The following is a 20,915-nucleotide window of genomic DNA, read 5'->3' as shown; positions in this document are numbered from 1 at the left end:
CCCACCGCGTCACCGGCTCAGAGGCCGGTAGCGCGTTTGACCGCCTGTTCGTGCAGGGCATCGCCCAACTCGTCGACGACGATGGCCCAGTCGGCATCGGACTTGAGCTGCTCGGCGAGGAACTGGCGCTGGCCGTCGTTCCAGAACGGCGCATCGACCAGAGCCACCTCGGTGGGCAGTTGATGGCTGGCGATGAACGCGGCGATCGCCGCCGGGCTGGCGTCCAGGCCCAGCTGCAGGAACAGGTTGGTCATGCGGGGTTCGGTGGTGATCATCGAAAAGCCTTGGCGAAGTACGTGATCCGCATTATCGACGCAGGCCGGTGAAGCCGTCATCGCGGCCCGCACGACAATCGGGGTTGGGGAAGCGGTCGTGCCAGTCGTCCAAGCAGGGACCCCGTACACGCCGAGCCCCATGATCGCCACCGACCTTCTTCCCGCCACCCGCAGCCAACGCCTGAAAGCGGCCACCCGCGACAGCCACGGTGCCCTCGACAAACGCATCATGGCCGGCGACATCTTCGCCAGCCGTGCGCAGTTCGCCCGCTTCCTGCGTGTGCAGTACCGCTTCCACCGCGATATCGATGCGCTGTACGCCAACATCGCGCTGGACGCGCTGCTGCCCGACCTGGACACCCGCCGCCGTCTGCCGCTGATCGCGCGTGACCTCGGCGACCTGGAACAGACCCTGCCGGGCCCGGTACCGATGCGCCTGGACCCGGACCTGCCGCTGCCGGCCGCGCTCGGCTGGCTGTACGTGGCCGAAGGCTCCAACCTCGGCGGCACCATCCTGTACAAAATGGCCGCCAAACTCGGGCTGGACGCCGGTTTCGGCGCGCGTCACCTGGCCGCCCATCCGGACGGAGCTGCGCGCCACTGGCGCGAGTTCACCGCTGCACTGGATGGCGTGACCCTGGACGATGCGCAGGAACAGCAGGTCATCGACGCCGCCGACGCTGCCTTCCGCAGCGTGCACGGCCACGTCGAGCTGGAATTCGCATGAGCCGCACGCGCGCCGTGCGGGGCCGTGCCGGACAGGCCTGATGCGCTGGCTCTGGTTCTGCCTGGGATGGCTGATGGTGGCGCTGGGGGTGATCGGCGCGCTGCTGCCGGTGATGCCCACCACCATTTTCCTGATCCTGGCGGTCGGCTGTTTCGCACGCAGTTCGCCACGTTTCGAGCGCCGCCTGCTCGACCACCCGCGCTACGGTCCGGCACTGCGGCTGTGGCGCGAGCAGGGCGCGGTCAGTGGCAAGGGCAAGGCGTTCGCCGCCGGCGGCATGGCGCTGGGCTTTGCGCTGTTCTGCTGGGGAGCGCAACCGTCGTGGCGGCTGCTGCTCGGCGTGGGACTGTTCTTCGCTGCGAGCGCGGCCTATGTCCTGTCGCGCCCGGCCCCTCGGCTGGATGCCGCCCCCCTGTCGGTTCCCCCGGTCGCCGTCGCGCAGGATGCGCGCGCCACTGATGCACCTTCTCCCTACAAAGATCCAGACGATGACGCTTCCTGTTGATGTTCCCGCCGCTGTCGCGGCGCTGTCGCACGACCTCACGCCGTGGGGCATGTACCTGGCGGCCGATACGGTGGTCAAGGCGGTGATGCTGGCCCTGGCGGCCGCATCGGTGGCCACCTGGACGGTGCTGCTGGCCAAGGGCTGGGCCCTGTCGCGGCAGTCGCGCGCGCTGCGTGCCGCGCGGGCCCTGCTGCTCGACGCCGCACACCTGCCGGCCGCGGACGGCGCTGCCGGCGCGGTGCTGGGGCAGGGCGTGGCGCATGCGCTGCTCGATGGCGCGCGCACCGAGCTGCGCCTGTCCGGCGACGGCGCCGATGCTGCCGGCATCAAGGAGCGCATCGGCTCGCGGCTGGAACGTATCGAACTGGCGTATGCACGGGACATGCGCAGCGGCGTGGGGGTGCTCGCGAGCATTGGCGCGATCGCTCCGTTCGTGGGGCTGTTCGGCACCGTGTGGGGCATCATGAACAGCTTCATCGGCATCGCTGATGCCAACACCACCCATCTGGCGGTGGTCGCCCCGGGCATCGCCGAGGCGCTGCTGGCCACCGCACTCGGTCTGGTGGCGGCGATTCCCGCCGTGGTGATCTACAACCACTTCGCGCGGGTGCTGGCCGGGCTGCGTGCGCTGGCCGGCGATGTCTCCGCAGGCGTGCAGCAGCTGGTGTCACGCGACCTCGACCGCCGCGGCATCGCCGTGGCGGCGCGCTGAGGCGGCCCGCATGGCCCTGTGTACCGCCCGCCACGACGAGGACGCGCTGGAGGAGACCCACGCGATCAACGTCACCCCGTTCATCGACGTCATGCTGGTGCTGCTGATCATCTTCATGGTGGCCGCACCGCTGGCGACGGTGGATCTGCCAGTGGACCTGCCGGCCAGCAATGCACGCCCGCAGCCACGCGACAGCGAGCCGGTGTACCTGACCGTGCAGGCCGACCTGCGCTGGAGCGTCAACGACACGGCGGTGGACGCCGGGGCGCTGAAGGCGGTCCTGGACCGGGCCGGCGACGGCACGCCAGCGCAGCGCATCTTCGTGCGCGCCGACAAGGGCGTGCCGTATGACGCGGTGATGCAGGCGCTCAACGCGCTGCGCAGCGCCGGTTACACCAAGGTGGCGCTGGTTGGCCTGGAACAGACGGCATCATGAGCCTGCGCAACGAGGCGCAGGTGCCCTGGGCGGCCAGCCTGGGCATCGTGGTGGCACTGTATGCGGCGGTGATCGGTGCGGTGGTGTGGTGGCACGCGCGGACCGCCGCGCCGCCCGTTGCGCTGCCGCAGGAGGCGATCGCGATCGAGCTGGCAGCCACCGCCGAAGCGCCGCCGGCGCCGGCCACCGAGATTCCGCCGGGGCCGGCACAGCAGGAGCAGCACCGCCCGCAGCCCACCCCGACACCGCCGCCACGGCTGGTACTGCCGTCCGACCCGGACGCCGCGCTCAGCCAGGCACCGCAGCCGCAGAAACCTCGCGAGCGTGAGGACCCCTCCGACCTTGCCGAAGTGGACCAGACGCTGGCCCCGCCGGACGTGCAGGCGCAGGCATCGCAGCGCTATGCCGGGCAGCAGACCGTGTCCGGTCAACGCAGTCCCGCGCAGGTGACCTGGCAGGGGCTGCTGCTGGGCCACCTGGAGCAGCACCGCCGCTATCCGCGCCAGGCCGAACGTCTGCGCCAGCAGGGCGTGGCCTACGTGCGCTTCTCGGTGGACAGGCAGGGGCATGCGAGCAACATCCGACTGGGCACCAGCAGCGGCCACGCGCTGCTGGATGCCGAGACGCTGGACACCGTGCGCCGTGGCAACCCGATGCCGCCGCCACCGGCGGACCTCCCCGGCGATCCGGTGGAGGTCATGGTGCCGGTGGCGTTTTCCCTGCGCGGGCGCTGACTACAGCAGGGGCACGAGCAGCAGGGCGACGATGTTGATGATCTTGATCAGCGGATTGATCGCCGGGCCGGCGGTGTCCTTGTACGGATCGCCGACGGTATCGCCGGTGACCGCGGCCTTGTGCGCTTCGCTGCCCTTGCCGCCGAAGTGGCCATCCTCGATGTACTTCTTGGCGTTGTCCCAGGCGCCGCCGCCGGTGGTCATCGAGATCGCCACGAACAGGCCGGTCACGATCGTGCCGATCAGCAGGCCGCCCAGCGCACGCGGCCCCAGCAGCAGGCCGACCACCACCGGCACGGCGACCGGCAACAGCGAGGGAACGATCATTTCGCGGATCGCCGAGCGGGTCAGCATGTCCACTGCCTTGTCGTACTGCGGCTTGCCGGTGCCCTGCATGATGCCGGGGATGTCGCGGAACTGGCGGCGCACTTCCTCCACCACCGCCCCGGCCGCACGGCCGACCGCCTCCATCGCCATCGCACCGAACAGGTAGGGGATCAGGCCGCCGATCAGCAGGCCGATGATCACGGTGTGGTCGGACAGGTCGAAGGCGAACACCTCGCCGGGATGGGCCGCCTGCAGGTTGTGCGTGTAGTCGGCAAACAGTACCAGCGCGGCCAGCGCCGCCGAGCCGATCGCATAGCCCTTGGTCACCGCCTTGGTGGTGTTGCCCACCGCGTCGAGCGGGTCGGTGATGCTGCGGATCTCCGGTGGCAGCTCGGCCATCTCGGCGATGCCGCCGGCGTTGTCGGTGATCGGCCCATACGCATCCAGCGCCACGATCATGCCGGCCATCGACAGCATCGCGGTGGCGGCGATGGCGATGCCGTACAGGCCACCGAAGTAGTGCGCCAGCCAGATCGCCACGCACACGGCGATCACCGGCAGCGCGGTCGATTTCATCGACACACCGAGCCCGGCGATGATGTTGGTGCCGTGGCCGGTGGTGGAGGCCTGCGCGACATGCTGCACCGGCGTGTACTGGGTGCCGGTGTAGTACTCTGTGATCCACACGATCAGCCCGGTCAGCACCAGCCCGATCAACGCGCAGAAGTACAGGTTCAATGCACCGTGCGCGTTGTCCGGCATCAGTTGCAGCGTGATCGGATAGAAGGCGATCGCCGCCAGCACCGCCGAGACGATCACGCCCTTGTACAGCGCGCCCATGATCGAACCGCCCGGCTTCACCTTGACGAACAGCGCGCCGATGATCGAGGCGATGATCGAGACCCCGCCCAGCACCAGCGGGTACAGGATCGCGTTGCGTCCGGCTTCGGCGATCATCAGGCTGCCCAGCAGCATGGTGGCGATCACCGTCACCGCGTAGGTCTCGAACAGGTCGGCGGCCATGCCCGCGCAGTCGCCGACGTTGTCGCCGACGTTGTCGGCGATGACCGCAGGGTTGCGGGGATCGTCTTCGGGGATGCCGGCTTCGACCTTGCCGACCAGGTCGGCACCGACGTCGGCGCCCTTGGTGAAGATGCCGCCGCCGAGCCGCGCGAAGATCGAGATCAGCGACGAGCCGAACGCCAACCCGACCAGTGCGTGCAGCGCCTGCGCGGTATCCAGCCCCAGCCGCAGCAGCAGGGCGTAATAGCCGGCCACGCCCAGCAGCCCCAGTCCGACCACCAGCATGCCGGTGATCGCGCCGCCGCGGAACGCCACGTCCATCGCCGCGCCGAGACCCTTGCGTGCCGCTTCCGCGGTGCGCACATTGGCCCGCACCGACACGTTCATGCCGATGTAGCCGGCCGCACCGGACAGCACCGCACCGATCGCGAAGCCGGTCGCGGTGTACCAGCTGAGGAAGAACCCGACCAGCACGAACAGCACGATGCCGGCGACACCGATGGTGAGGTACTGACGGTTGAGATAGGCGCGCGCGCCTTCCTGGATGGCGGCGGCGATCTCCTGCATGCGGGCATTGCCAGCCGGTTGCCGGAGGATCCAGCGTGCCGACACGATGCCGTAGAGAATCGCGAGGATGGCGCAGATCAGCGCCAGGGTAAGCCCGTATCGTTCCAGCATGTCCCCTCCCGGGTGATGGATGGCATCCAGTCGACGGATGAACCTCACCACGCGGGGCACAACGGGCTGCAAGCTAAGGACCAACCCGTTCAGACCGTGCCCGGTCATCAAGCGTGTGGCTTTGTTCAGCAATCCTGGTGCCCCCCGAGTATGCCGGGAAAAGCGCGGAAACCGCCAGATGTGGATGCCGGTATGCGCTCCAGGTCGCATCCGGTGGCGCGGAAGGGCCATCACGGCAGGCACTGCCCGGTCCCGTGGTCGGTGCCGCCTTGCCACACCATTCATCTGCGCCAAGCGACCCTCTTCCCATTCCCAACGAGGCATCGCCATGTCCCCCCGTCACCTGTTCTGGCTGGCCCTGCTGCCTGCGGTGGCTGCGTCCGCCGCCGAGACCCCGGAACTGCAGCGCGCCGCCGGTGCCCCACAGGCGGTGAATGCCGCCCACACGCTGCGCCAGATTCCCGAAGCCTGCGCGCGGCTGGAAGGCGTGTTCACCGGTGACGTCGCGCAGCCCTACCGGTTCAGCGTGGTGCGCACCAGCGAGCAATGCCAGCCGCGCGCGCGTTTCGTCGATTTCGACAAGGCGCAGCCGAGCGAGGCCAAGGGATGGAAACTCAATGACGTCATCCGCGTGCCGAGCGCGGCATGCCCGGCGCAGCAGGCGGTGGTACGCGTGTGGCGCATGCCGGTCGCGCAGAAGCCCGAACTCGATGGCCAGGGGCAGTCGCGGATCTACTTGGAGGAGGCCAGGAAGCAGGCGGCGGCCGGCAGGATCGCGCCGGTGCCGATGTTCGCCGCGCAGATGACGGTGGAAGGTAACGCCTGCCGTTGATGGCGTGACGTGGCGGGGTGCCGGTTACAGGCCATGAAAAAGCCCGGACGGCAGGGCCGGTCCGGGCTCGGGTATCACGCCGGGCTGCGCGGGCTCAGTTGCCCTTGCAGTCCTTCAGCCACAGCACGCGGCCGATCTGGTCGTAGCGGTCGACCACGCCGACCAGCGTGACCTTTTCCCGCGGGCGGAGCGCCAGCGCGAAGGCTGCCTGGCTCGGGGCAAACGCGCAGGTGATGGCCACGCTTTCGAAGTCGATGCCCGAGGTGCTGCTGGGAATGTCGAAGCCGGTGTTGTAGGTGCCACCGCTCTTGAGCACGCCGTTGACGCGGCCGGTGATCGAATAGATCTTGCCCTGGTAGCGCGGTTCGATCGCGGCCGGGTTGTCCTTGTGCTGGGTACGCAGCTGGAAGCCGAAATCGGAAGCGGAAATGTTCACCGTCGAGGCCTTCGGGGTGGACGCGGCGAACTGTTCGCCGGCCTTGCCGGGCTTGACCTGGGTCAGCATCTTGCACATCTCGGCGCGGATCGCGTCGGCCTTGGCAAAGGCGCCCGGGTTGAGCTTGACCGTCATCGCCACCGTGCCGGTGCGGCCTTCGCTGGTGGCGCTGATGATGATCGGAATGGTCTTGTGCATGGCCGACTGCGGATCTTCGATCAGCATCGCGCCGTTCTCTGCGTCCGCGCTCAGCACGTCCATGTTGTTGCCCTTGGCGATCACGTTCATCTGACCGATCGCGCTCTTGACGGTCAGGTCGGGCACGGTCACCGAGGCGGTGTAGGTGGTGCCGGAAAGCGGGTTGCCCTTCTTCTGGAAGCTGCTTTCGCAGGTGTCGGCGAACGCAGGGGCTGCCACGGCGAGCAGCAGTACGGCAAACAGGGGATGGCGCATCATCGGTACAGTCCTTGTCATCGTCCGCGGTGCGCGGAGGGTGGGTCGCTAGGGCGAGATCCAGCAGACCTTGCTGGCGGGGCGGATTGTAGGGTCCGCCCCCCCGGTGTCGCAAATGCCCGGTCGGCGCCGGGCGGCAGGATCAGCCTTCCTGCCAGCGCGCCAGCTTCTTCCGGACCGCCACGTTTTTCAGCGTCACGTACTTCGGCAGGCCATCGGCACCATAGGGCAGGGGGGCCTCGCCCCTGATCAGGGGCGACAGGTAGGCGCGCGCCTTGGCGGTGATGCCGAAGCCGTCCCTGCGGATGAAGCTGGCCGGCATCTTCTTCTCGTGGTTGGCCACCTTGTGCAGCGGGGCCGCCTCGATTTTCCAGCGGTAGGGGCTGTCACTGCTGCGCACGATCACCGGCATCACCGCGTTCTGGCGTTTCAGTGCGAACTGCACGGCGGCCTTGCCGACCGCCTGCGCCTGTTCCCAGTCGGTTCTGGAGGCGATATGGCGGGCCGAACGCTGCAGGTAGTCGGGCAGGGTCCAGTGCACCTTGTAGCCCAGTGCATCCTTGACCCGCCCGGCCAGCTGCGAGGCCACGCCACCGAGCTGAGTGTGCCCGAAGGAATCCTTGCCGCCGCCGGCATCGGCCACGAAGCGGCCATCGGCGGTCTGGATGCCTTCGGAGGCCACCACCACGCAGTGGCCCACGCGTTCGACCACCGCCTTGACCTTGGCCAGGAACGCGGCCTCGTCATAGGCGCGCTCGGGCAGCAGGATGATGTGCGGGGCATCGTCGGGGCCCTCGCCGGCCAATCCCGCAGCGGCGGCAAGCCAGCCGGCATGACGGCCCATCGCCTCGTAGACGAATACCTTGGTGGAGGTCTCGGCCATCGCCGCGACGTCCAACGCGGCCTCGCGCACCGACACCGCGGTGTACTTGGCGGCCGACCCGAAGCCGGGGCAGGTGTCGGTCACCGCCAGATCGTTGTCGATGGTCTTGGGCACCCCGATGCAGGTCAGGTCGTAGTCGAATGCCTTGGCCAGCTGGGACACCTTCCAGGCGGTGTCGGCCGAATCGTTGCCGCCGTTGTAGAGGAACCAGCGCACGTCGTGGGCGCGCAGGACCTCGAGCAGGCGTTCGTACCGGGCCCGGTCGGCCTCCAGCGACTTCAGCTTGTAGCGGCACGAGCCAAAGGCCCCGCCCGGGGTATGGGCCAGCGCGGCGATGGCGGCGGCGGTTTCCTTCGAGGTGTCGATCAGTTCCTCGCGCAGTGCGCCAAGGATGCCGTTGCGCGCGGCCAACACCTTGATTCCCTTGGCCCGGGCGGTGCTGATGACCGCCGAGGCGGTCGCGTTGATGACGGCGGTGACGCCGCCCGACTGGGCATACAGCAGGGTACCTTTTGACATGGGTCGACCTTGGTCTGGGGGAAGGACATTGCAGGGACATTACCCGGATGGGGTAAAGTGCGCGTATTGCGGTGCAGCGTGATTGTGGACATTCCCGGGGCGCGCGCCCTTCCTATTTCTTACCAAGTTGGAGTCAGGTTGATGCGATTGGTTCTGTTGGGACCGCCCGGTTCGGGCAAGGGGACACAGGCGACGCGCCTGAAGGAACAGCTGGCGATTGCGCACATTTCCACCGGCGATCTGCTGCGTGCCGAAGTGGCCGCCGGTACCGAGCTGGGCAGGCAGGCCAAGGCCGTGATGGACGCCGGCAACCTGGTGTCCGACGACATCCTGCTGGGCATGCTGGAATCGCGCCTGGGCCAGGCCGACGTCGCCAACGGATTCATCCTGGACGGCTACCCGCGCAATGTGGCCCAGGCCAACGCGCTGGATACCCTGCTGGCCAAGATCGGCCAGCCGCTGGACGCGGTGGTGCAGCTGGACGTGCCGACCGAACTGCTGGTCGAGCGCATTGCCGGCCGTGCCGCCGAACAGGGCCGCGCCGACGACAATCCCGAGTCGGTGCGCCAGCGCCTGCAGGTCTACAACGACCAGACCGCGCCGGTGGTGGATTTCTATGCCGGCCGCGGCACGCTGGCCCGCGTCGATGGCGTGGGTGAGCTGGACGACGTGGAAGCGCGCATCCGCGCGGCGATCCAGCGCTGACCTCCCGGGCGCTGCTTCGGCAGCGCCTGCGGTCGGGGATCGGTGCAGCCGGCCCCGAAAACAGGCACGCCCGGTCCCCGAAGGGACCAGGCGTGTCTGTTCTTAAGGCGCCAGCTGGCGGGCTTGCTCAGGGCCCCGCAGCATGAGCCCCCCTGGGGATGGCCTCTTGGGGAGTAGGACCAATGGGGTGCTACGGCTGGCAACCTGAATTGTGTCCGTGTTCACACTAGTTGGCTATCGGGAATTCCCCGACATGGGTGTGGATTTTTCTCACAGTCTTTGTAGGACTTGTCTGACGACGCGCACACGCATCGACAGTGATCGGCGACAATCGAGCGCATGAGCACGATACATATCCTGGGCATTGCAGGCACTTTCATGGGCGGCGTAGCCGCGTTGGCACGCGAACAGGGCCTGACGGTCCGTGGCAGTGACCAGGCGATCTATCCGCCGATGTCCACCCAGCTCGAACAGCTGGGTATCACCCTCGACCCCGGCTATCGCGCCGACAGCGTCGGCCCCGACTGCGACGCGGTGGTGGTCGGCAACGCCCTGTCGCGCGGCAATCCGGCGGTGGAAGCGGTCCTCGACGCCGGCCAGCGCTATATCTCCGGGGCGCAGTGGCTGGCCGAGCAGGTGCTGCCGGGCCGCGACACGCTGGCCGTGGCCGGTACCCACGGCAAGACCACCACCACCACCATCCTGACCTGGCTGCTGCAGGCCGCCGGCCGTGAGCCGGGGTTCCTGATCGGGGGCGTGGCCGAAGACTTCGGCGTGTCCGCGCGGCTGGGCAGTGGTCGTGAGTTCGTGGTGGAAGCCGACGAATACGACACCGCCTTTTTCGACAAGCGCAGCAAATTCGTCCACTACCGGCCGCTGGTGGCGATCCTCAACAACCTTGAATTCGACCATGCCGACATCTTCCCCGACGTCGCCGCGATCCAGCGCCAGTTCCACCATCTGGTGCGCACGGTGCCGGCGCGCGGGCGGCTGATCGTCAACGGCGAGGACGCCCGTCTGGCCGAGGTGCTGGCGATGGGCTGCTGGACGCCGGTGGAGCGGTTCGGCTTCGATCCGGCGCTGGAGTGGAGCGCCGCGCTGGTGCACGCCGACGGCAGCCGCTTCCGCGTCTCCCATCGGGGCGTGGACGTGGGTGAGGTGCAGTGGTCGCTGCTGGGTCGCCACAACGTGCTCAACGGGCTGGCCGCACTGGCCGCCGCGCATGCGGTGGGCGTCGACCCGGCGCAGGTGATCCCGGCGCTGGCGAGCTTCCGCAGCGTCAAGCGCCGCATGGAAGTCATCGGCAGCGCCGATGGCGTGACCATCTACGATGATTTCGCGCACCATCCCACCGCCATCCACACCACCCTCGACGGCCTGCGCGCCAAGGTGGGCGATGCCCGCATCGTGGTGGCGATGGAGCCGCGCAGCAATTCGATGCGCCTGGGCGCGCACGCGCAGGCGCTGGCGCCGTCGCTGGACCTGGCCGATGCAGTGGTGTTCCTGCACCGTCCCGAGCTGGCCTGGGATGCGTCGGCGGTGATCGCTGCGGTACGCGGCGATGCGTACGCAGTGCCCGATACCGATGCGCTGCTGGCCCAGCTGGGTCGTGTGGTGGCACCGGGCGACCACGTGGTGTTCATGTCCAACGGCGGTTTCGACGGCGCGCCGCGCCGCTTTCTGGCGCAGTTGCAGGCATCGTAACGGCCATGACCGAGACTGCGTCCCTGCCGCTGTTTCCCCTGCACGCCGTGCTGCTGCCCGGCGCCGCGCTCGGCCTGCGGGTGTTCGAGCGCCGCTACCTGGACATGCTGCGCGAGTGCGGCCGGCAGGATTCCACCTTTGGCGTGTGCCTGATCCTGGACGGCGACGAGGTCGGTGGCCCGGCCCTGCCGGCGGCCTACGGCGTGGAAGCGCGCATCGAGGATTTCGACGTCGGTGCCGATGGCGTGCTGGTGCTGCGCCTGCGCGGCCAGCGCCGCTTCCATGTGCTGCGCACGCGCGTGCGTGACAATGGCCTGGTGCTGGCCGACGTGCAGTGGAGTCCACCCGATCACGATGACGAGCTGCGCCCCGAACACGCGCTGCTGGCCACCGTGCTGGAACACATCATCGAACAGGCGGGCGCGGCATTCGCCCCGGTGCACCCGGGGCAGCTCGACCAGGCCGCATGGGTGGGCTGGCGGCTCGCCGAGCTGCTGCCGCTGGAGGAACCGCAGCGGCTGCAGCTGCTGCAGCAGGATGATCCGCACCAGCGGCTGCAGGACCTGCTGCGCTGGATACCCGCGTGAGCGTGGGCTCCGCCGCCGGGTAGAGCCCGGCGTTACGGGGTGGTCTTGACCCGCAGTACCGGCATCTGTGTGTCCGGATGGGTGGAGACCTGCTGCGGCAGGCCGTCCAGCGCCTCACGCACGGCGTTCAGCGACGGGTCGATGCCGCGCATCGGCCGCCACATGCCAATCAGGCTGAAATGCCGCTGGTAGTGCAGGGTCTGCGCGCTGCCCAGCCACAGCGGCTGGTCGCCGGGCTGCAGGCGGGCCGGCGCCGGCCACAGGCGGAGCGCGAAGACCTCGTCGGGCGCATTGCCCGCGCGCAGCATCAGCAGCGATTCCACCTGGGTGTCCAGCGTGGCCGGCAGCACCGGGATTTCGTCCTGGCCGGCCGACTTGTCCAGCATCAGCAGCGCCTGTTCCCAGCCGGCCTGCGGCTGCACGCGCCAGCCCTGGCTTTCCAGGCGCTTCTGCAACGGTGCCAGCGGCCCGGCCACCTGCACGTCCAGCGGCCAGCGCTGGTCGTCGTCGAACTCGTTGCGCCGCGCCGGCAGCTGCTGCCACGCCTGCTGCCACCACGCGGCCGAGGCGATATCCACCGGTGCCGGCTGCGCCGGCTCGAACCGTGCCAGCTTCACCGGGATGTTGCGCGGCGCGTACCACAGCGCGGCCACCGCGAAGGTGCCGTAGAACAGCCATGCCACCGGCTTGACCCAGAACGAGCGGTTGAAGCGGCGGCGGTAGGCGATGCCCAGCACCAGCAGCCAGAAAATGCCGAACAGCATCCCGCCGATCACGTCGCTGAGCCAATGCGCGCCGAGGTACAGGCGGGCAAAGCCGATCACGCTGACGATGACACCGGACAGCAGGTACGGCCACACGCGGGTGCGACCGGGCAGCTCGCGCGCGATCAGCACCGCGAAGAAGCCGAAAGTGATGGTGGCCATCGTCACCGACACCGACGGGAAGCCGAACCCGCTGCTGGCATCGGGCGGGCGTACCACGTGCACGGTGGCGCCGAGCAGCTTGGTCAGGGCCAGGCCGAAGGCCAGTGCCGCCAGCCAGTGGCCGGCGGCCATCCAGCGCCGGCGCCAGATCAGATACCCCATGCCGGCGGCCGTGGCCGGTGCCAGTACCGGCCAGGCGCCCAGCGAGGCGAGTGCGGCCATCGGGTAGTCGGCCAGCGGATTGCGCAGGGCCAGCATGGCCTGGTGCACGGCCAGGTCCAGCGCGAGCGGCTCGCCATGCGCGACCACTGCCATCAGCAGCGCGAACCAGCACCAGCCCAGCAGCAGCAGCATCAGTGCCAGCATCGCCAGCGGCACCGATTCGCGGCGCTGCGGGTCCAGCACCGACACCGAATAGCGGCCCAGCGTGGGGTGGCGCTGCGACCAGCGCAGCAGGGCGGCCAGCCAGCTGTCCATGCGCGCGGCCGACCAGCGGTAGCCGTACAGCACGATCGCCCATACCAGGCCCAGGATCACGCCCAGCAGGGCAAGCACCATCACCAGCCGCCCGGCGACCGCAGCGACGGCATCATAGGCTTCGCCAAGCACCCAACCCGGCGCCAGGAACAGCACCGCCCAGGACAGACTGGCAATGCCGCTGGCCTGGATGTAGCGCGACAGCGGCATCTTCAACATGCCGGCGATGGCGGGCACGAACGGGCGGATCGCGCCGACGTAGCGTGCCACCAGGATGCTCTTGAAGGCATTGCGGCGGAACATCGTCTCGCCACGGTCCAGCAGCTGCGGGTATTTGCTGAACGGCCAGAAGCCGCGCAGGCGATCGCCCCAGCGACGCCCGATCCAGTAGCTGATCCCGTCACCGGCAAACGCACCGAGGGCCGCGCACGCCACCGCATACGGTCCGGAAATCTGCCCCAGGCCGATGAAGACGCCCACGGCGAACAGCAGCGGGAGGGCGGGCACGATCGCGCCCAGCACGATGACCGCATCGCAGAAGGCGATAAGGAAAATGACCGCGCCGGCAAGCACGGGGTGAGCTGCGATCCACGCAAGCGTGGCATCGATCCATGACGAGTCCATGCGGGGATTATAGGGCTGTGAAAGTGACTGATTGCCGGCCAGCAGCAGGGAAATGCCGTGATCTGCCGCGTATCGAGGTGAATGGGTCGCTGGCATGCCTAGAATGACGCAGTGAATACGTCCCCTTCCCAGCAGGCGCTCAAGTCCGACACCTTCGGCCGTATCCTGCTGGTCGAGCAGGGCGGGCACCGTTTCATCCGTCGTGATCTGCGTGCCGGCCCGTGGTGGCTGCGCGGGATCGCACGCGGCCTGGCGCGGCGCGAAGCGCGCGCGCTGCGGCAGCTGGACGGGCTGGCGGCGACGCCGCAGCTGCTGGCGTCCAACCGCCAGCAGCTGGACCGCAGCTACATGCCGGGCCAGGCGATGTACCAGCGTCCGCCGCGCGGCGACCTGGCGTACTTCCGTGCGGCGCGCGCGCTGCTGCAGCAGGTCCATCGGCGTGGCGTCGCACACAACGACCTGGCCAAGGAAGCCAACTGGCTGGTGCGCGAGGACGGCTCGCCGGCGGTCATCGACTTCCAGCTGGCGGTGATCGGCAATCCGCGCTCGCGCTGTATGCGGCTGCTGGCGCGCGAAGACCTGCGCCACCTGCTCAAGCACAAGCGCATGTACTGCGGCACGTCGCTGACGCCGGTGGAACGACGCGTGCTCGCGCGACCCTCGTGGGTACGCGATCTGTGGTTCCGCACCGGCAAGCCGGTGTACCGCTTCGTCACCCGCCGGATCCTGCACTGGGAAGACAACGAAGGGCAGGGCCCCAAACCCTGACGCGGCCTTCCGCACGTCGCCAGGCGGCGCGCGCGGCATAATGCCGGTCCACGCAACCGCTTCGAGGACGTCCGCATGGCCAGTCTGCAAGGCAAGACCCTGTTCATCACCGGCGCCTCGCGCGGCATCGGCCTGGCCATCGCCCTGCGCGCAGCGCGCGACGGCGCCAACGTGGCCATCGCAGCCAAGTCGGCGGTGCCCAATCCGAAACTGCCCGGCACCATCCACAGCGCCGCTGACGCCGTGACCGCTGCCGGCGGCCAGGCCCTGGCCCTGCAGTGCGACATCCGCGAGGAAGACCAGGTGCGCGCAGCCGTGGCCGCCACCGTCGACACGTTCGGCGGCATCGACATCCTCGTCAACAATGCCAGCGCGATCTGGCTGCGCGGCACGCTGGAGACACCGATGAAGCGGTTCGACCTGATGCAGCAGGTCAATTCGCGCGGCAGCTTCCTGTGCGCGCAGGCCTGCCTGCCGCACCTGCTGCAGGCACCCAATCCGCACATCCTGACCCTGGCCCCGCCGCCCAGCCTCGACCCGAAATGGTGGGGACCGCATACCGGTTACACGCTGGCCAAGATGGGCATGAGCTTCGTCACGCTGGGACTGGCCGCCGAGTTCGGGCCGCAGGGCGTGGCGGTGAATGCACTGTGGCCGCGCACGATCATTGCCACCGATGCGATCAACATGATTCCCGGCGTGGACAGTGCCGGCTGCCGCACGCCGGAGATCCTGGCCGACGCCGCGCACGCCGTGCTGACCCGCCAGGCGGCCGGATTCAGCGGGCAGTTCCTGCTCGATGACGAGGTGCTGGCCCAGGCCGGCATCACCGACCTGGGCCGTTACGCGGTGGACCCCTCACGGCCGCTGCTGCCGGACCTGTTCCTGGACTGACCGCTACTGGTTGAACGTCTCCGGCAACACGTGCCCGCAACGCCGGCAATGCCGCGCATCGGGCTCGTGTCCTTCCAGCCCGCACTGCGGGCAGCCACGCGCGTCACGGCGTGCGGCCAGCTCTGCGTCGCGCATGGTGCTGGCCAGTTCGGCGGTGTAGATGCCGGTGGGCACGGCGATGATGCTGTAGCCGATGAGGATCAGTACCGAGGTGACGAAGCGGCCGAGCACGGTCTGCGGCACGATGTCGCCAAAGCCCACCGTGGCCATCGTCACCACCGCCCAGTACATGCTGCTGGGGATGCTGGTGAAGCCGTGGTTGGGCCCTTCGATCACGTACATCAGGGTGCCGGCGATGATGGTGATGGTCACCACCGTGAACAGAAACAGCAGGATCTTGCGCCGGCTGCGCCACAGCGACTGCATCAGGATGCCGCTTTCCTCGATGTAGCGGGTCAGCTTGAGGATGCGGAACACCCGCAGAATGCGCAGCGCGCGCACCACCAGCAGGCTCTGCGCGCCGGGGATGAACAGCGACAGATAGGTGGGCAGGATCGAGGCCAGGTCGATGACGCCCCAGACGCTCACCGCATAGCGCAGCGGTCGTTTCACCACCACCAGCCGCAGTACGTACTCGGCGGTGAACAGGAGGGTGAAGCCCCATTCGACCACGTACAGCCAGTCGGCGTGGGCAACGTGGAAGCGCTGCACGCTGTCGAACATCACCACCAGTACGCTGGCGATGATGGCGTAGACCAGCAGCAGGTCGAAGTTGCGCGACGGCCGGGTGTCGTGGCGGTAGATGATGTCGAACCAGCGACGGCGCCAGCCGGTCTCGGTGGCGGGATTGAGCTGGGGGGCGCTGAACGGTCGCATGGGCCGCATTGTGCCTGAGCCGGCGGAAGCGCGAGAATGGGACTTTCCCGATGCCCCTGACTGCCATGACCGCCGCCGCCCCCGATCCGCTGTTGTCCCTGTCGCATTACTACCTGCCGGTGTACAAGCCGCGCCAGGTGGTGCTCGAGCGCGGCCAGGGCGCGCGCGTGTGGGATACCCAGGGGCGCGAGTTCATCGACCTGGCCGCCGGCATCGCCGTGTGCGGGCTGGGCCACAACGACCCGGACCTGACCGCAGCGCTGATCGAGCAGGCCGGCAAGCTCTGGCACACCAGCAACGTGTTCTACAGCGAACCGCCGCTGCGCCTGGCCGAGGAACTGGTCACCGCCTCGCGTTTCGCCGAGCGCGTGTTCCTGTGCAATTCCGGCGCCGAAGCCAATGAAGTGGCGATCAAGCTGGTGCGCAAGTGGGCGTCCTCGCAGGGCCGCCCGGCTCACCAGCGCGTCATCGTCACTTTCCGCGGCAGCTTCCACGGCCGCACCCTGGCGGCGGTGACCGCCACCGCCCAGCCGAAGTACCAGGAAGGCTACGAGCCGTTGCCGGGTGGCTTCCGCTATGTCGATTTCAACGACGAGGTGCAGCTGGAGACCGCGATGGCCGCCGGTGACGTGGCGGCGGTGATGCTGGAGCCGATCCAGGGCGAGGGCGGTGTGATGCCGGCCAAGCCGGGCTTCATGCAGCGCATCCGTGATCTCTGCGACCAGCATGGCGCGCTGATGGTGCTGGACGAGATCCAGGTCGGCATGGGCCGCACCGGGACGCTGTTCGCGCACTGGCAGGACGGCATCAAGCCGGACATCGTGACCCTGGCCAAGGCGCTGGGCGGCGGGTTCCCGATCGGTGCGATGCTGGCCGGCCCGAAAGTTGCCGAGGTCATGCAGTTCGGCGCGCACGGCACCACCTTCGGCGGCAACCCGCTGGCGGCGGCGGTCGCACGCGTGGCGTTGCGCAAGCTGTCCTCGCCGGAGATCGGCCACAACGTGAGCCGCCAGTCGCAGGCGCTGCGCGACGGCCTGGGCCGGATCAACGACGAGTTCAAGGTGTTCAGCCAGGTGCGTGGCCGGGGCCTGATGCTGGGCGCGGTGCTGGACCGCGACTTTGCCGGCCAGGCCGGCGCGATTCTGGACCATGCCGCCGACAAGGGGCTGCTGACGCTGCAGGCCGGCCCGGACGTACTGCGCTTCGTGCCGTCGCTGAACATCACCGATGAGGAAATCGCCGAAGGCCTCAAGCGCCTGCGGGCGGCCATCCAGTCGTACATCGCCTCGCACTGAGCCGCCATCCTTCGTGCCCCCGGCCTGCCCGGGGGCGCGTACGCGGTCCCGCTCAGCCGCTCAGCCGCTCAGCCCGTAGCGCTTCATGACCTTGCCGAAGGTACGGCTGTCGGCCGCGGTTTCGGCCTGCAGGCCGGCCACGCGCGCGCCGCGCACGTTGGTGAACAGATCGTCCACGAACAGCGTCCGTTCCGGTCGCAGGCCGAGCAGCGCCGTGGCCTGCAGGAACACCGCCGGATCGGGTTTGCGCCCGCCCAATGCGCCGCTGCACAGGATACGTCCGCGCAGTGCGTCGGCCAGGGTCGGCAGCAGGCGCGGAATCGTATCGGCCATCATGGCCCCGTTGTTGGTCAGCACCGCGATCGGCAGATGCCGCGCGATGCGCTGCACGCGCTCGATCACCCCGGCCTGTGGCATGGAGGCGGCAATGCGCGCGGCCTGCCACTGCGCCGCGCTGACCGGCGTGCCCAACGCCTGGCCCAGGCGTGCCAGATACACGGCGCTGTCCAGCCCGCTGTCATGCTCGCGGTCGAGTCCGCTGTCGAACAGGGCGGCGTGCACCGCCGCCGCGCTGCAACCGCAGGCGGCGGCGAGGTGGCGTACGCGCAGGTGCCGCGCATAGCGCACCAGCACGCCATCGACATCCAGCAGCAGGCAGTCCACGGCCATCGGCATCGGGCACTCTCGTCCAGGTCCAATGCTGACCGTACCCCAGCGACGGGGCGCGCTGCGACATCGCGTCGCAGGTCGTGCGCGTACGCGGCCCCTAGAATCGCGGGGACCGTTGACTGGAGATTGTCTTGAAACTGCTTGTTCCCGTGTTGCTCGCCGGCCTGGTGCTGGCCCCGTCTGCCCACGCCCGCGTCTGCGCGGTCGCTCTGGACAGCACCGATCAGATGAGCTTCAGCCAGAAGGAGATCAAGGTCGCGGCGGACTGCAGCCAGGTCAAGCTGACCCTGCGCCACACCGGTAAGCTGGCCGCCACCACGATGGGCCACAACTGGGTGCTGACCCGCAGTGCGGACTACCAGCCGGTGGCGATGGCCGGCATGCGCATGAAGCTGGCCGACAGCTATCTGCCGAAGGGCGACGCGCGCGTGCTGGCGCACACGCCGGTGATCGGGGGGGGACAGAGCACCAGCGTCACCTTCTCCACCGCCAGGCTCACCAAGGGCGGCGACTACACTTTCTTCTGCTCGTTCCCGGGCCACTTCGCGATGATGAAAGGCCGGTTTGTATTCGGGTGAGTCCCGAACACCAACCGGCCGGCAGCTACCGACCGCGGGTCGGTAGCCCCGTACCCTTCCCGCTGGATCAACCGTTGACGACCTTGAACGCGTCGCGCGCTGCGGCGATCGTTGCGTCGATCACGCTGTCGTCGTGGGCGCTGGACAGGAAGCCGGCCTCGTAGGCCGAGGGTGCCAGGAACACGCCGCGCTCGAGCATGGCGTGGAAGAAGCGGTTGAACGCGCCGATGTCGCAGGCAACGGCCTGCGCATAGGTGTCCACTTTCTGGTCGGTGAAGAACAGGCCGAACATCGCCCCCACCTGCGTGGTGGTAACGGCCACGCCGGCCGCCGCGGCCGCATCCTCGAGGCCGGCGCACAGGCGGGCGCTCGCAGCGCTCAGGCGGTCGTGGAAGCCCGGTTCCTGCACCAGCTCGAGCATCGCCAGGCCAGCGGCCATCGCCACCGGGTTGCCGCTCAGGGTGCCCGCCTGGTAGATCGGGCCGGCGGGCGCGATCTGCGACATCAGCTCGCGACGCCCGCCGTAGGCCCCTACCGGCATGCCGCCTCCGATGATCTTGCCGAACGTGGTCAGATCGGGGGTGATGCCGTAGTGCGCCTGCGCGCCGCCGAGGGCGACGCGGAAGCCGGTCATCACTTCGTCGAAGATCAGCAGCGTGCCGTACTGCGTGCACAGCGCACGCAGGTGCTGCAAGTAGCCTTCGCGCGGCGGAATGCAGTTGGCGTTGCCCACCACCGGTTCGATGATCAGGCCGGCGATGTGCTCGCCCTGTTCGGCGAACAGCGCGGTGGCCGCGTCGAAATCGTTGTAGGGCAGGGTCAGTGTCAGTTCGCTCAGGCCCGCCGGCACGCCCGGCGAGGTGGGCACGCCCAGCGTCAGCATGCCGCTGCCGGCCTTGACCAGGAACGAATCGCCGTGACCGTGGTAGCAGCCTTCGAACTTGACGATGCGGCTTCGGCCGGTGGCACCCCGCGCCAGGCGGATCGCCGACAGCGTGGCTTCGGTACCGGAGTTGACCATGCGCACCATCTCGCACGACGGCACCAGCCGGGTGAGCGTCTCGGCCATCACTACTTCGGCCTCGCACGGTGCGCCGAAGGACAGGCCGTTGTCGATGGCGCGCTTGACCGCCTGGCGCACGGCCGGGTGGTTGTGGCCGACGATCATCGGGCCCCACGACCCGACGTAGTCGATGTAGCGGTTGCCGTCCACGTCGTACAGGTACGGGCCATCGGCGCGCTGCACGAAGAACGGTTCACCGCCAACCGACTTGAACGCGCGCACCGGCGAGTTGACGCCGCCGGGCAGCAGCGCCTGTGCGCGGGTGAACAGGGCGTGGGACTGGTCGTGGTTCATGGGGTGTCCTGGTGAGGCGGGAACTGGGCGAGGAAGGCGCGCTGGATGGCGACCGGATCGTCGGCGGCGAATACGCTGCTGACCACGGCCACCAGATCGGCGCCGGCCGCGATGACGGGACCGACATTGTCCGGGGTCAGCCCGCCGATCGCCACCCGCGGCACGCCCAGTGCGGCGCTTTGCCGCAGCAGGTCGGGGGTGGCGCGGCTGCGGGTGACCTTGGTGGTGGTGGGGAAGAACGCACCGAAGGCCACATAGCTGGCGCCGGCGGCGACCGCATGCTCGGCGTTGGCCAGCTGGTCGTAGCAGGACGCGCCGATGATGGCCGCCGCGCCCAGCAGGGCGCGCGCGGCGCCGATGTCCCCATCGGTGCCGCCCAGGTGGACGCCGGCGGCGCCCACGCGGTGGGCGAGGTGCGGGTCGTCGTTGATGATCAGCGGCACCCCGTGCTGCGCGCACAGTGCCTGCAGCCCGGTGGCCTGCGTCTCCTTCAGGGCGGCGTCGGCGGTCTTGTTGCGGTACTGCAGCCAGGTGGCGCCGCCAGCCAGCAGCGGCGCGGTGCGCGCCAGCAGGCGGGCGGTATCGGCCTCGTCGGGGGTGATCAGGTAAACGCCACGGGGGCGTGGGGAAAGGCGGGACGCAGAAGTCATCGGTGGCTACCGGTAGCACGACGGGAGTGGGACAATGGGCGCTGCCCGTTCCTGTCCCGCCGTGATTATCCAATGACCGATGCCACCGCCACCACTTTCCGCACCTGGATGTGCGTTGTCTGCGGCTTTCTGTACAAGGAAGAAGACGGTCTGCCGGAAGAGGGGATCGCGCCGGGCACCCGCTGGGAAGACATTCCCGATACCTGGACGTGCCCGGACTGCGGCGTGACCAAGGACGATTTCGAGATGGTCGAGGTGGACTGAT

The 20,915-nt window shown here is 68.8% G+C and carries 23 protein-coding genes; 14 read left to right on the top strand and 9 right to left on the bottom strand.

The features are described 5' to 3' along the window. Nucleotides 1-17: 17 nt before the first annotated feature. Nucleotides 18-275 (bottom strand): DUF2789 domain-containing protein, encoded by a 258-nt coding sequence (locus GDJ08_RS09120; RefSeq protein ID WP_153164731.1) that lies wholly within the window; start codon nucleotides 273-275, stop codon nucleotides 18-20. A 139-nt stretch (nucleotides 276-414) separates the two neighbouring features. Here GDJ08_RS09120 and GDJ08_RS09115 point away from each other — a divergent pair, with 139 nt between their 5' ends. Genes GDJ08_RS09115 through GDJ08_RS09095 form a run of 5 tightly spaced genes read left to right on the top strand, consistent with a single transcriptional unit; the run spans nucleotide 415 to nucleotide 3,389 of the window. Beyond that, nucleotides 415-1,002 carry a biliverdin-producing heme oxygenase gene (locus GDJ08_RS09115; protein WP_017354295.1) on the top strand — a complete coding sequence of 196 codons (588 nt, stop codon included), beginning with the start codon at nucleotides 415-417 and terminating at the stop codon, nucleotides 1,000-1,002. Between the two features lie 40 nt (nucleotides 1,003-1,042). Continuing rightward, the gene (locus GDJ08_RS09110) at nucleotides 1,043-1,507 is read left to right on the top strand and encodes a YbaN family protein (protein ID WP_017354296.1); all 465 of its coding nucleotides are present in this window, start codon (nucleotides 1,043-1,045) and stop codon (nucleotides 1,505-1,507) included. Next, the gene (gene exbB, locus GDJ08_RS09105; protein WP_229296484.1) at nucleotides 1,491-2,219 is read left to right on the top strand and encodes a tonB-system energizer ExbB; all 729 of its coding nucleotides are present in this window, start codon (nucleotides 1,491-1,493) and stop codon (nucleotides 2,217-2,219) included. The genes GDJ08_RS09110 and exbB overlap by 17 nt, the downstream gene beginning before the upstream one ends. A 10-nt stretch (nucleotides 2,220-2,229) precedes the next feature. Next, the gene (exbD, locus tag GDJ08_RS09100) at nucleotides 2,230-2,655 is read left to right on the top strand and encodes a TonB system transport protein ExbD (protein WP_153164730.1); all 426 of its coding nucleotides are present in this window, start codon (nucleotides 2,230-2,232) and stop codon (nucleotides 2,653-2,655) included. After that, entirely contained in the window at nucleotides 2,652-3,389 is a 738-nt protein-coding gene (locus GDJ08_RS09095; RefSeq protein ID WP_153164729.1) for an energy transducer TonB, read from the top strand. The genes exbD and GDJ08_RS09095 overlap by 4 nt, the downstream gene beginning before the upstream one ends. Here GDJ08_RS09095 and GDJ08_RS09090 read toward each other — a convergent pair whose 3' ends face one another. Beyond that, nucleotides 3,390-5,417: a sodium-translocating pyrophosphatase gene (locus GDJ08_RS09090; protein ID WP_136002956.1), complete on the bottom strand. Its 2,028-nt coding sequence runs from the start codon at nucleotides 5,415-5,417 to the stop codon at nucleotides 3,390-3,392. A 328-nt stretch (nucleotides 5,418-5,745) separates the two neighbouring features. On the opposite strand from GDJ08_RS09090, the gene GDJ08_RS09085 reads away from it, so the two are divergent. Next, entirely contained in the window at nucleotides 5,746-6,249 is a 504-nt protein-coding gene (locus GDJ08_RS09085) for a hypothetical protein (protein ID WP_136002957.1), read from the top strand. Nucleotides 6,250-6,343: 94 nt separating this feature from the next. On the opposite strand, the gene GDJ08_RS09080 is transcribed toward GDJ08_RS09085, so the two are convergent. Together GDJ08_RS09080 and GDJ08_RS09075 are read right to left on the bottom strand one after the other, a co-directional pair. Continuing rightward, nucleotides 6,344-7,141 carry an OB-fold protein gene (locus GDJ08_RS09080; protein ID WP_017357026.1) on the bottom strand — a complete coding sequence of 266 codons (798 nt, stop codon included), beginning with the start codon at nucleotides 7,139-7,141 and terminating at the stop codon, nucleotides 6,344-6,346. A gap of 139 nt (nucleotides 7,142-7,280) precedes the next feature. Then, on the bottom strand, nucleotides 7,281-8,540 hold the full coding sequence (locus GDJ08_RS09075; protein ID WP_153164728.1) for a 6-phosphofructokinase: 1,260 nt from the start codon (nucleotides 8,538-8,540) through the stop codon (nucleotides 7,281-7,283). A 141-nt stretch (nucleotides 8,541-8,681) separates the two neighbouring features. On the opposite strand from GDJ08_RS09075, the gene GDJ08_RS09070 reads away from it, so the two are divergent. The 3 genes from GDJ08_RS09070 to GDJ08_RS09060 all read left to right on the top strand — a co-directional run bounded on the left by GDJ08_RS09070 (nucleotide 8,682) and on the right by GDJ08_RS09060 (nucleotide 11,536). Next, on the top strand, nucleotides 8,682-9,245 hold the full coding sequence (locus tag GDJ08_RS09070) for an adenylate kinase (protein WP_136002959.1): 564 nt from the start codon (nucleotides 8,682-8,684) through the stop codon (nucleotides 9,243-9,245). Nucleotides 9,246-9,584: 339 nt separating this feature from the next. Next, nucleotides 9,585-10,949: a UDP-N-acetylmuramate:L-alanyl-gamma-D-glutamyl-meso-diaminopimelate ligase gene (gene mpl, locus GDJ08_RS09065; RefSeq protein ID WP_017357029.1), complete on the top strand. Its 1,365-nt coding sequence runs from the start codon at nucleotides 9,585-9,587 to the stop codon at nucleotides 10,947-10,949. 5 nt (nucleotides 10,950-10,954) lie between these two features. Continuing rightward, a complete protein-coding gene (locus GDJ08_RS09060) occupies nucleotides 10,955-11,536 on the top strand; it encodes an LON peptidase substrate-binding domain-containing protein (RefSeq protein WP_017357030.1) in 582 nt (193 codons plus the stop codon). 32 nt (nucleotides 11,537-11,568) lie between these two features. On the opposite strand, the gene GDJ08_RS09055 is transcribed toward GDJ08_RS09060, so the two are convergent. Then, complete coding sequence (locus tag GDJ08_RS09055) at nucleotides 11,569-13,563, bottom strand: bifunctional DedA family/phosphatase PAP2 family protein (RefSeq protein WP_136002960.1); 1,995 nt, start codon at nucleotides 13,561-13,563, stop codon at nucleotides 11,569-11,571. A 111-nt stretch (nucleotides 13,564-13,674) separates the two neighbouring features. Between GDJ08_RS09055 and GDJ08_RS09050 the strand changes: the two genes are divergently transcribed. Beyond that, nucleotides 13,675-14,331 (top strand): phosphotransferase, encoded by a 657-nt coding sequence (locus GDJ08_RS09050; protein ID WP_153164727.1) that lies wholly within the window; start codon nucleotides 13,675-13,677, stop codon nucleotides 14,329-14,331. A 75-nt stretch (nucleotides 14,332-14,406) separates the two neighbouring features. After that, on the top strand, nucleotides 14,407-15,225 hold the full coding sequence (locus GDJ08_RS09045) for an SDR family oxidoreductase (protein ID WP_017356530.1): 819 nt from the start codon (nucleotides 14,407-14,409) through the stop codon (nucleotides 15,223-15,225). A 3-nt stretch (nucleotides 15,226-15,228) separates the two neighbouring features. Here GDJ08_RS09045 and GDJ08_RS09040 read toward each other — a convergent pair whose 3' ends face one another. Beyond that, nucleotides 15,229-16,101 (bottom strand): ion transporter, encoded by an 873-nt coding sequence (locus GDJ08_RS09040; protein ID WP_017356529.1) that lies wholly within the window; start codon nucleotides 16,099-16,101, stop codon nucleotides 15,229-15,231. A gap of 65 nt (nucleotides 16,102-16,166) precedes the next feature. Between GDJ08_RS09040 and GDJ08_RS09035 the strand changes: the two genes are divergently transcribed. Further along, nucleotides 16,167-17,396, top strand: a complete 1,230-nt coding sequence (locus tag GDJ08_RS09035; RefSeq protein ID WP_153164866.1) for an acetylornithine transaminase — start codon at nucleotides 16,167-16,169, stop codon at nucleotides 17,394-17,396. A 60-nt stretch (nucleotides 17,397-17,456) separates the two neighbouring features. Here GDJ08_RS09035 and GDJ08_RS09030 read toward each other — a convergent pair whose 3' ends face one another. Then, nucleotides 17,457-18,065 carry an HAD-IA family hydrolase gene (locus tag GDJ08_RS09030; RefSeq protein ID WP_153164865.1) on the bottom strand — a complete coding sequence of 203 codons (609 nt, stop codon included), beginning with the start codon at nucleotides 18,063-18,065 and terminating at the stop codon, nucleotides 17,457-17,459. Nucleotides 18,066-18,196: 131 nt separating this feature from the next. Here GDJ08_RS09030 and azu point away from each other — a divergent pair, with 131 nt between their 5' ends. Beyond that, nucleotides 18,197-18,643, top strand: coding sequence for an azurin (azu, locus tag GDJ08_RS09025; protein WP_136002962.1), 447 nt, complete (start codon nucleotides 18,197-18,199; stop codon nucleotides 18,641-18,643). Between the two features lie 67 nt (nucleotides 18,644-18,710). On the opposite strand, the gene hemL is transcribed toward azu, so the two are convergent. Further along, nucleotides 18,711-20,000 carry a glutamate-1-semialdehyde 2,1-aminomutase gene (gene hemL, locus GDJ08_RS09020; RefSeq protein ID WP_017356525.1) on the bottom strand — a complete coding sequence of 430 codons (1,290 nt, stop codon included), beginning with the start codon at nucleotides 19,998-20,000 and terminating at the stop codon, nucleotides 18,711-18,713. Then, nucleotides 19,997-20,650 carry a thiamine phosphate synthase gene (gene thiE, locus GDJ08_RS09015; protein ID WP_153164726.1) on the bottom strand — a complete coding sequence of 218 codons (654 nt, stop codon included), beginning with the start codon at nucleotides 20,648-20,650 and terminating at the stop codon, nucleotides 19,997-19,999. Before thiE ends, hemL begins: the two co-directional genes overlap by 4 nt. A gap of 72 nt (nucleotides 20,651-20,722) precedes the next feature. Here thiE and GDJ08_RS09010 point away from each other — a divergent pair, with 72 nt between their 5' ends. Then, nucleotides 20,723-20,914, top strand: coding sequence for a rubredoxin (locus GDJ08_RS09010; protein ID WP_136002964.1), 192 nt, complete (start codon nucleotides 20,723-20,725; stop codon nucleotides 20,912-20,914). Nucleotide 20,915: the final 1 nt, after the last annotated feature.

Source organism: Stenotrophomonas nematodicola (assembly GCF_009467805.1).
Lineage (GTDB): Bacteria > Pseudomonadota > Gammaproteobacteria > Xanthomonadales > Xanthomonadaceae > Stenotrophomonas > Stenotrophomonas nematodicola.
The sequence above is the reverse complement of the archived record's forward strand: the minus strand, read 5'-3'. Positions and strand labels throughout refer to the sequence as shown.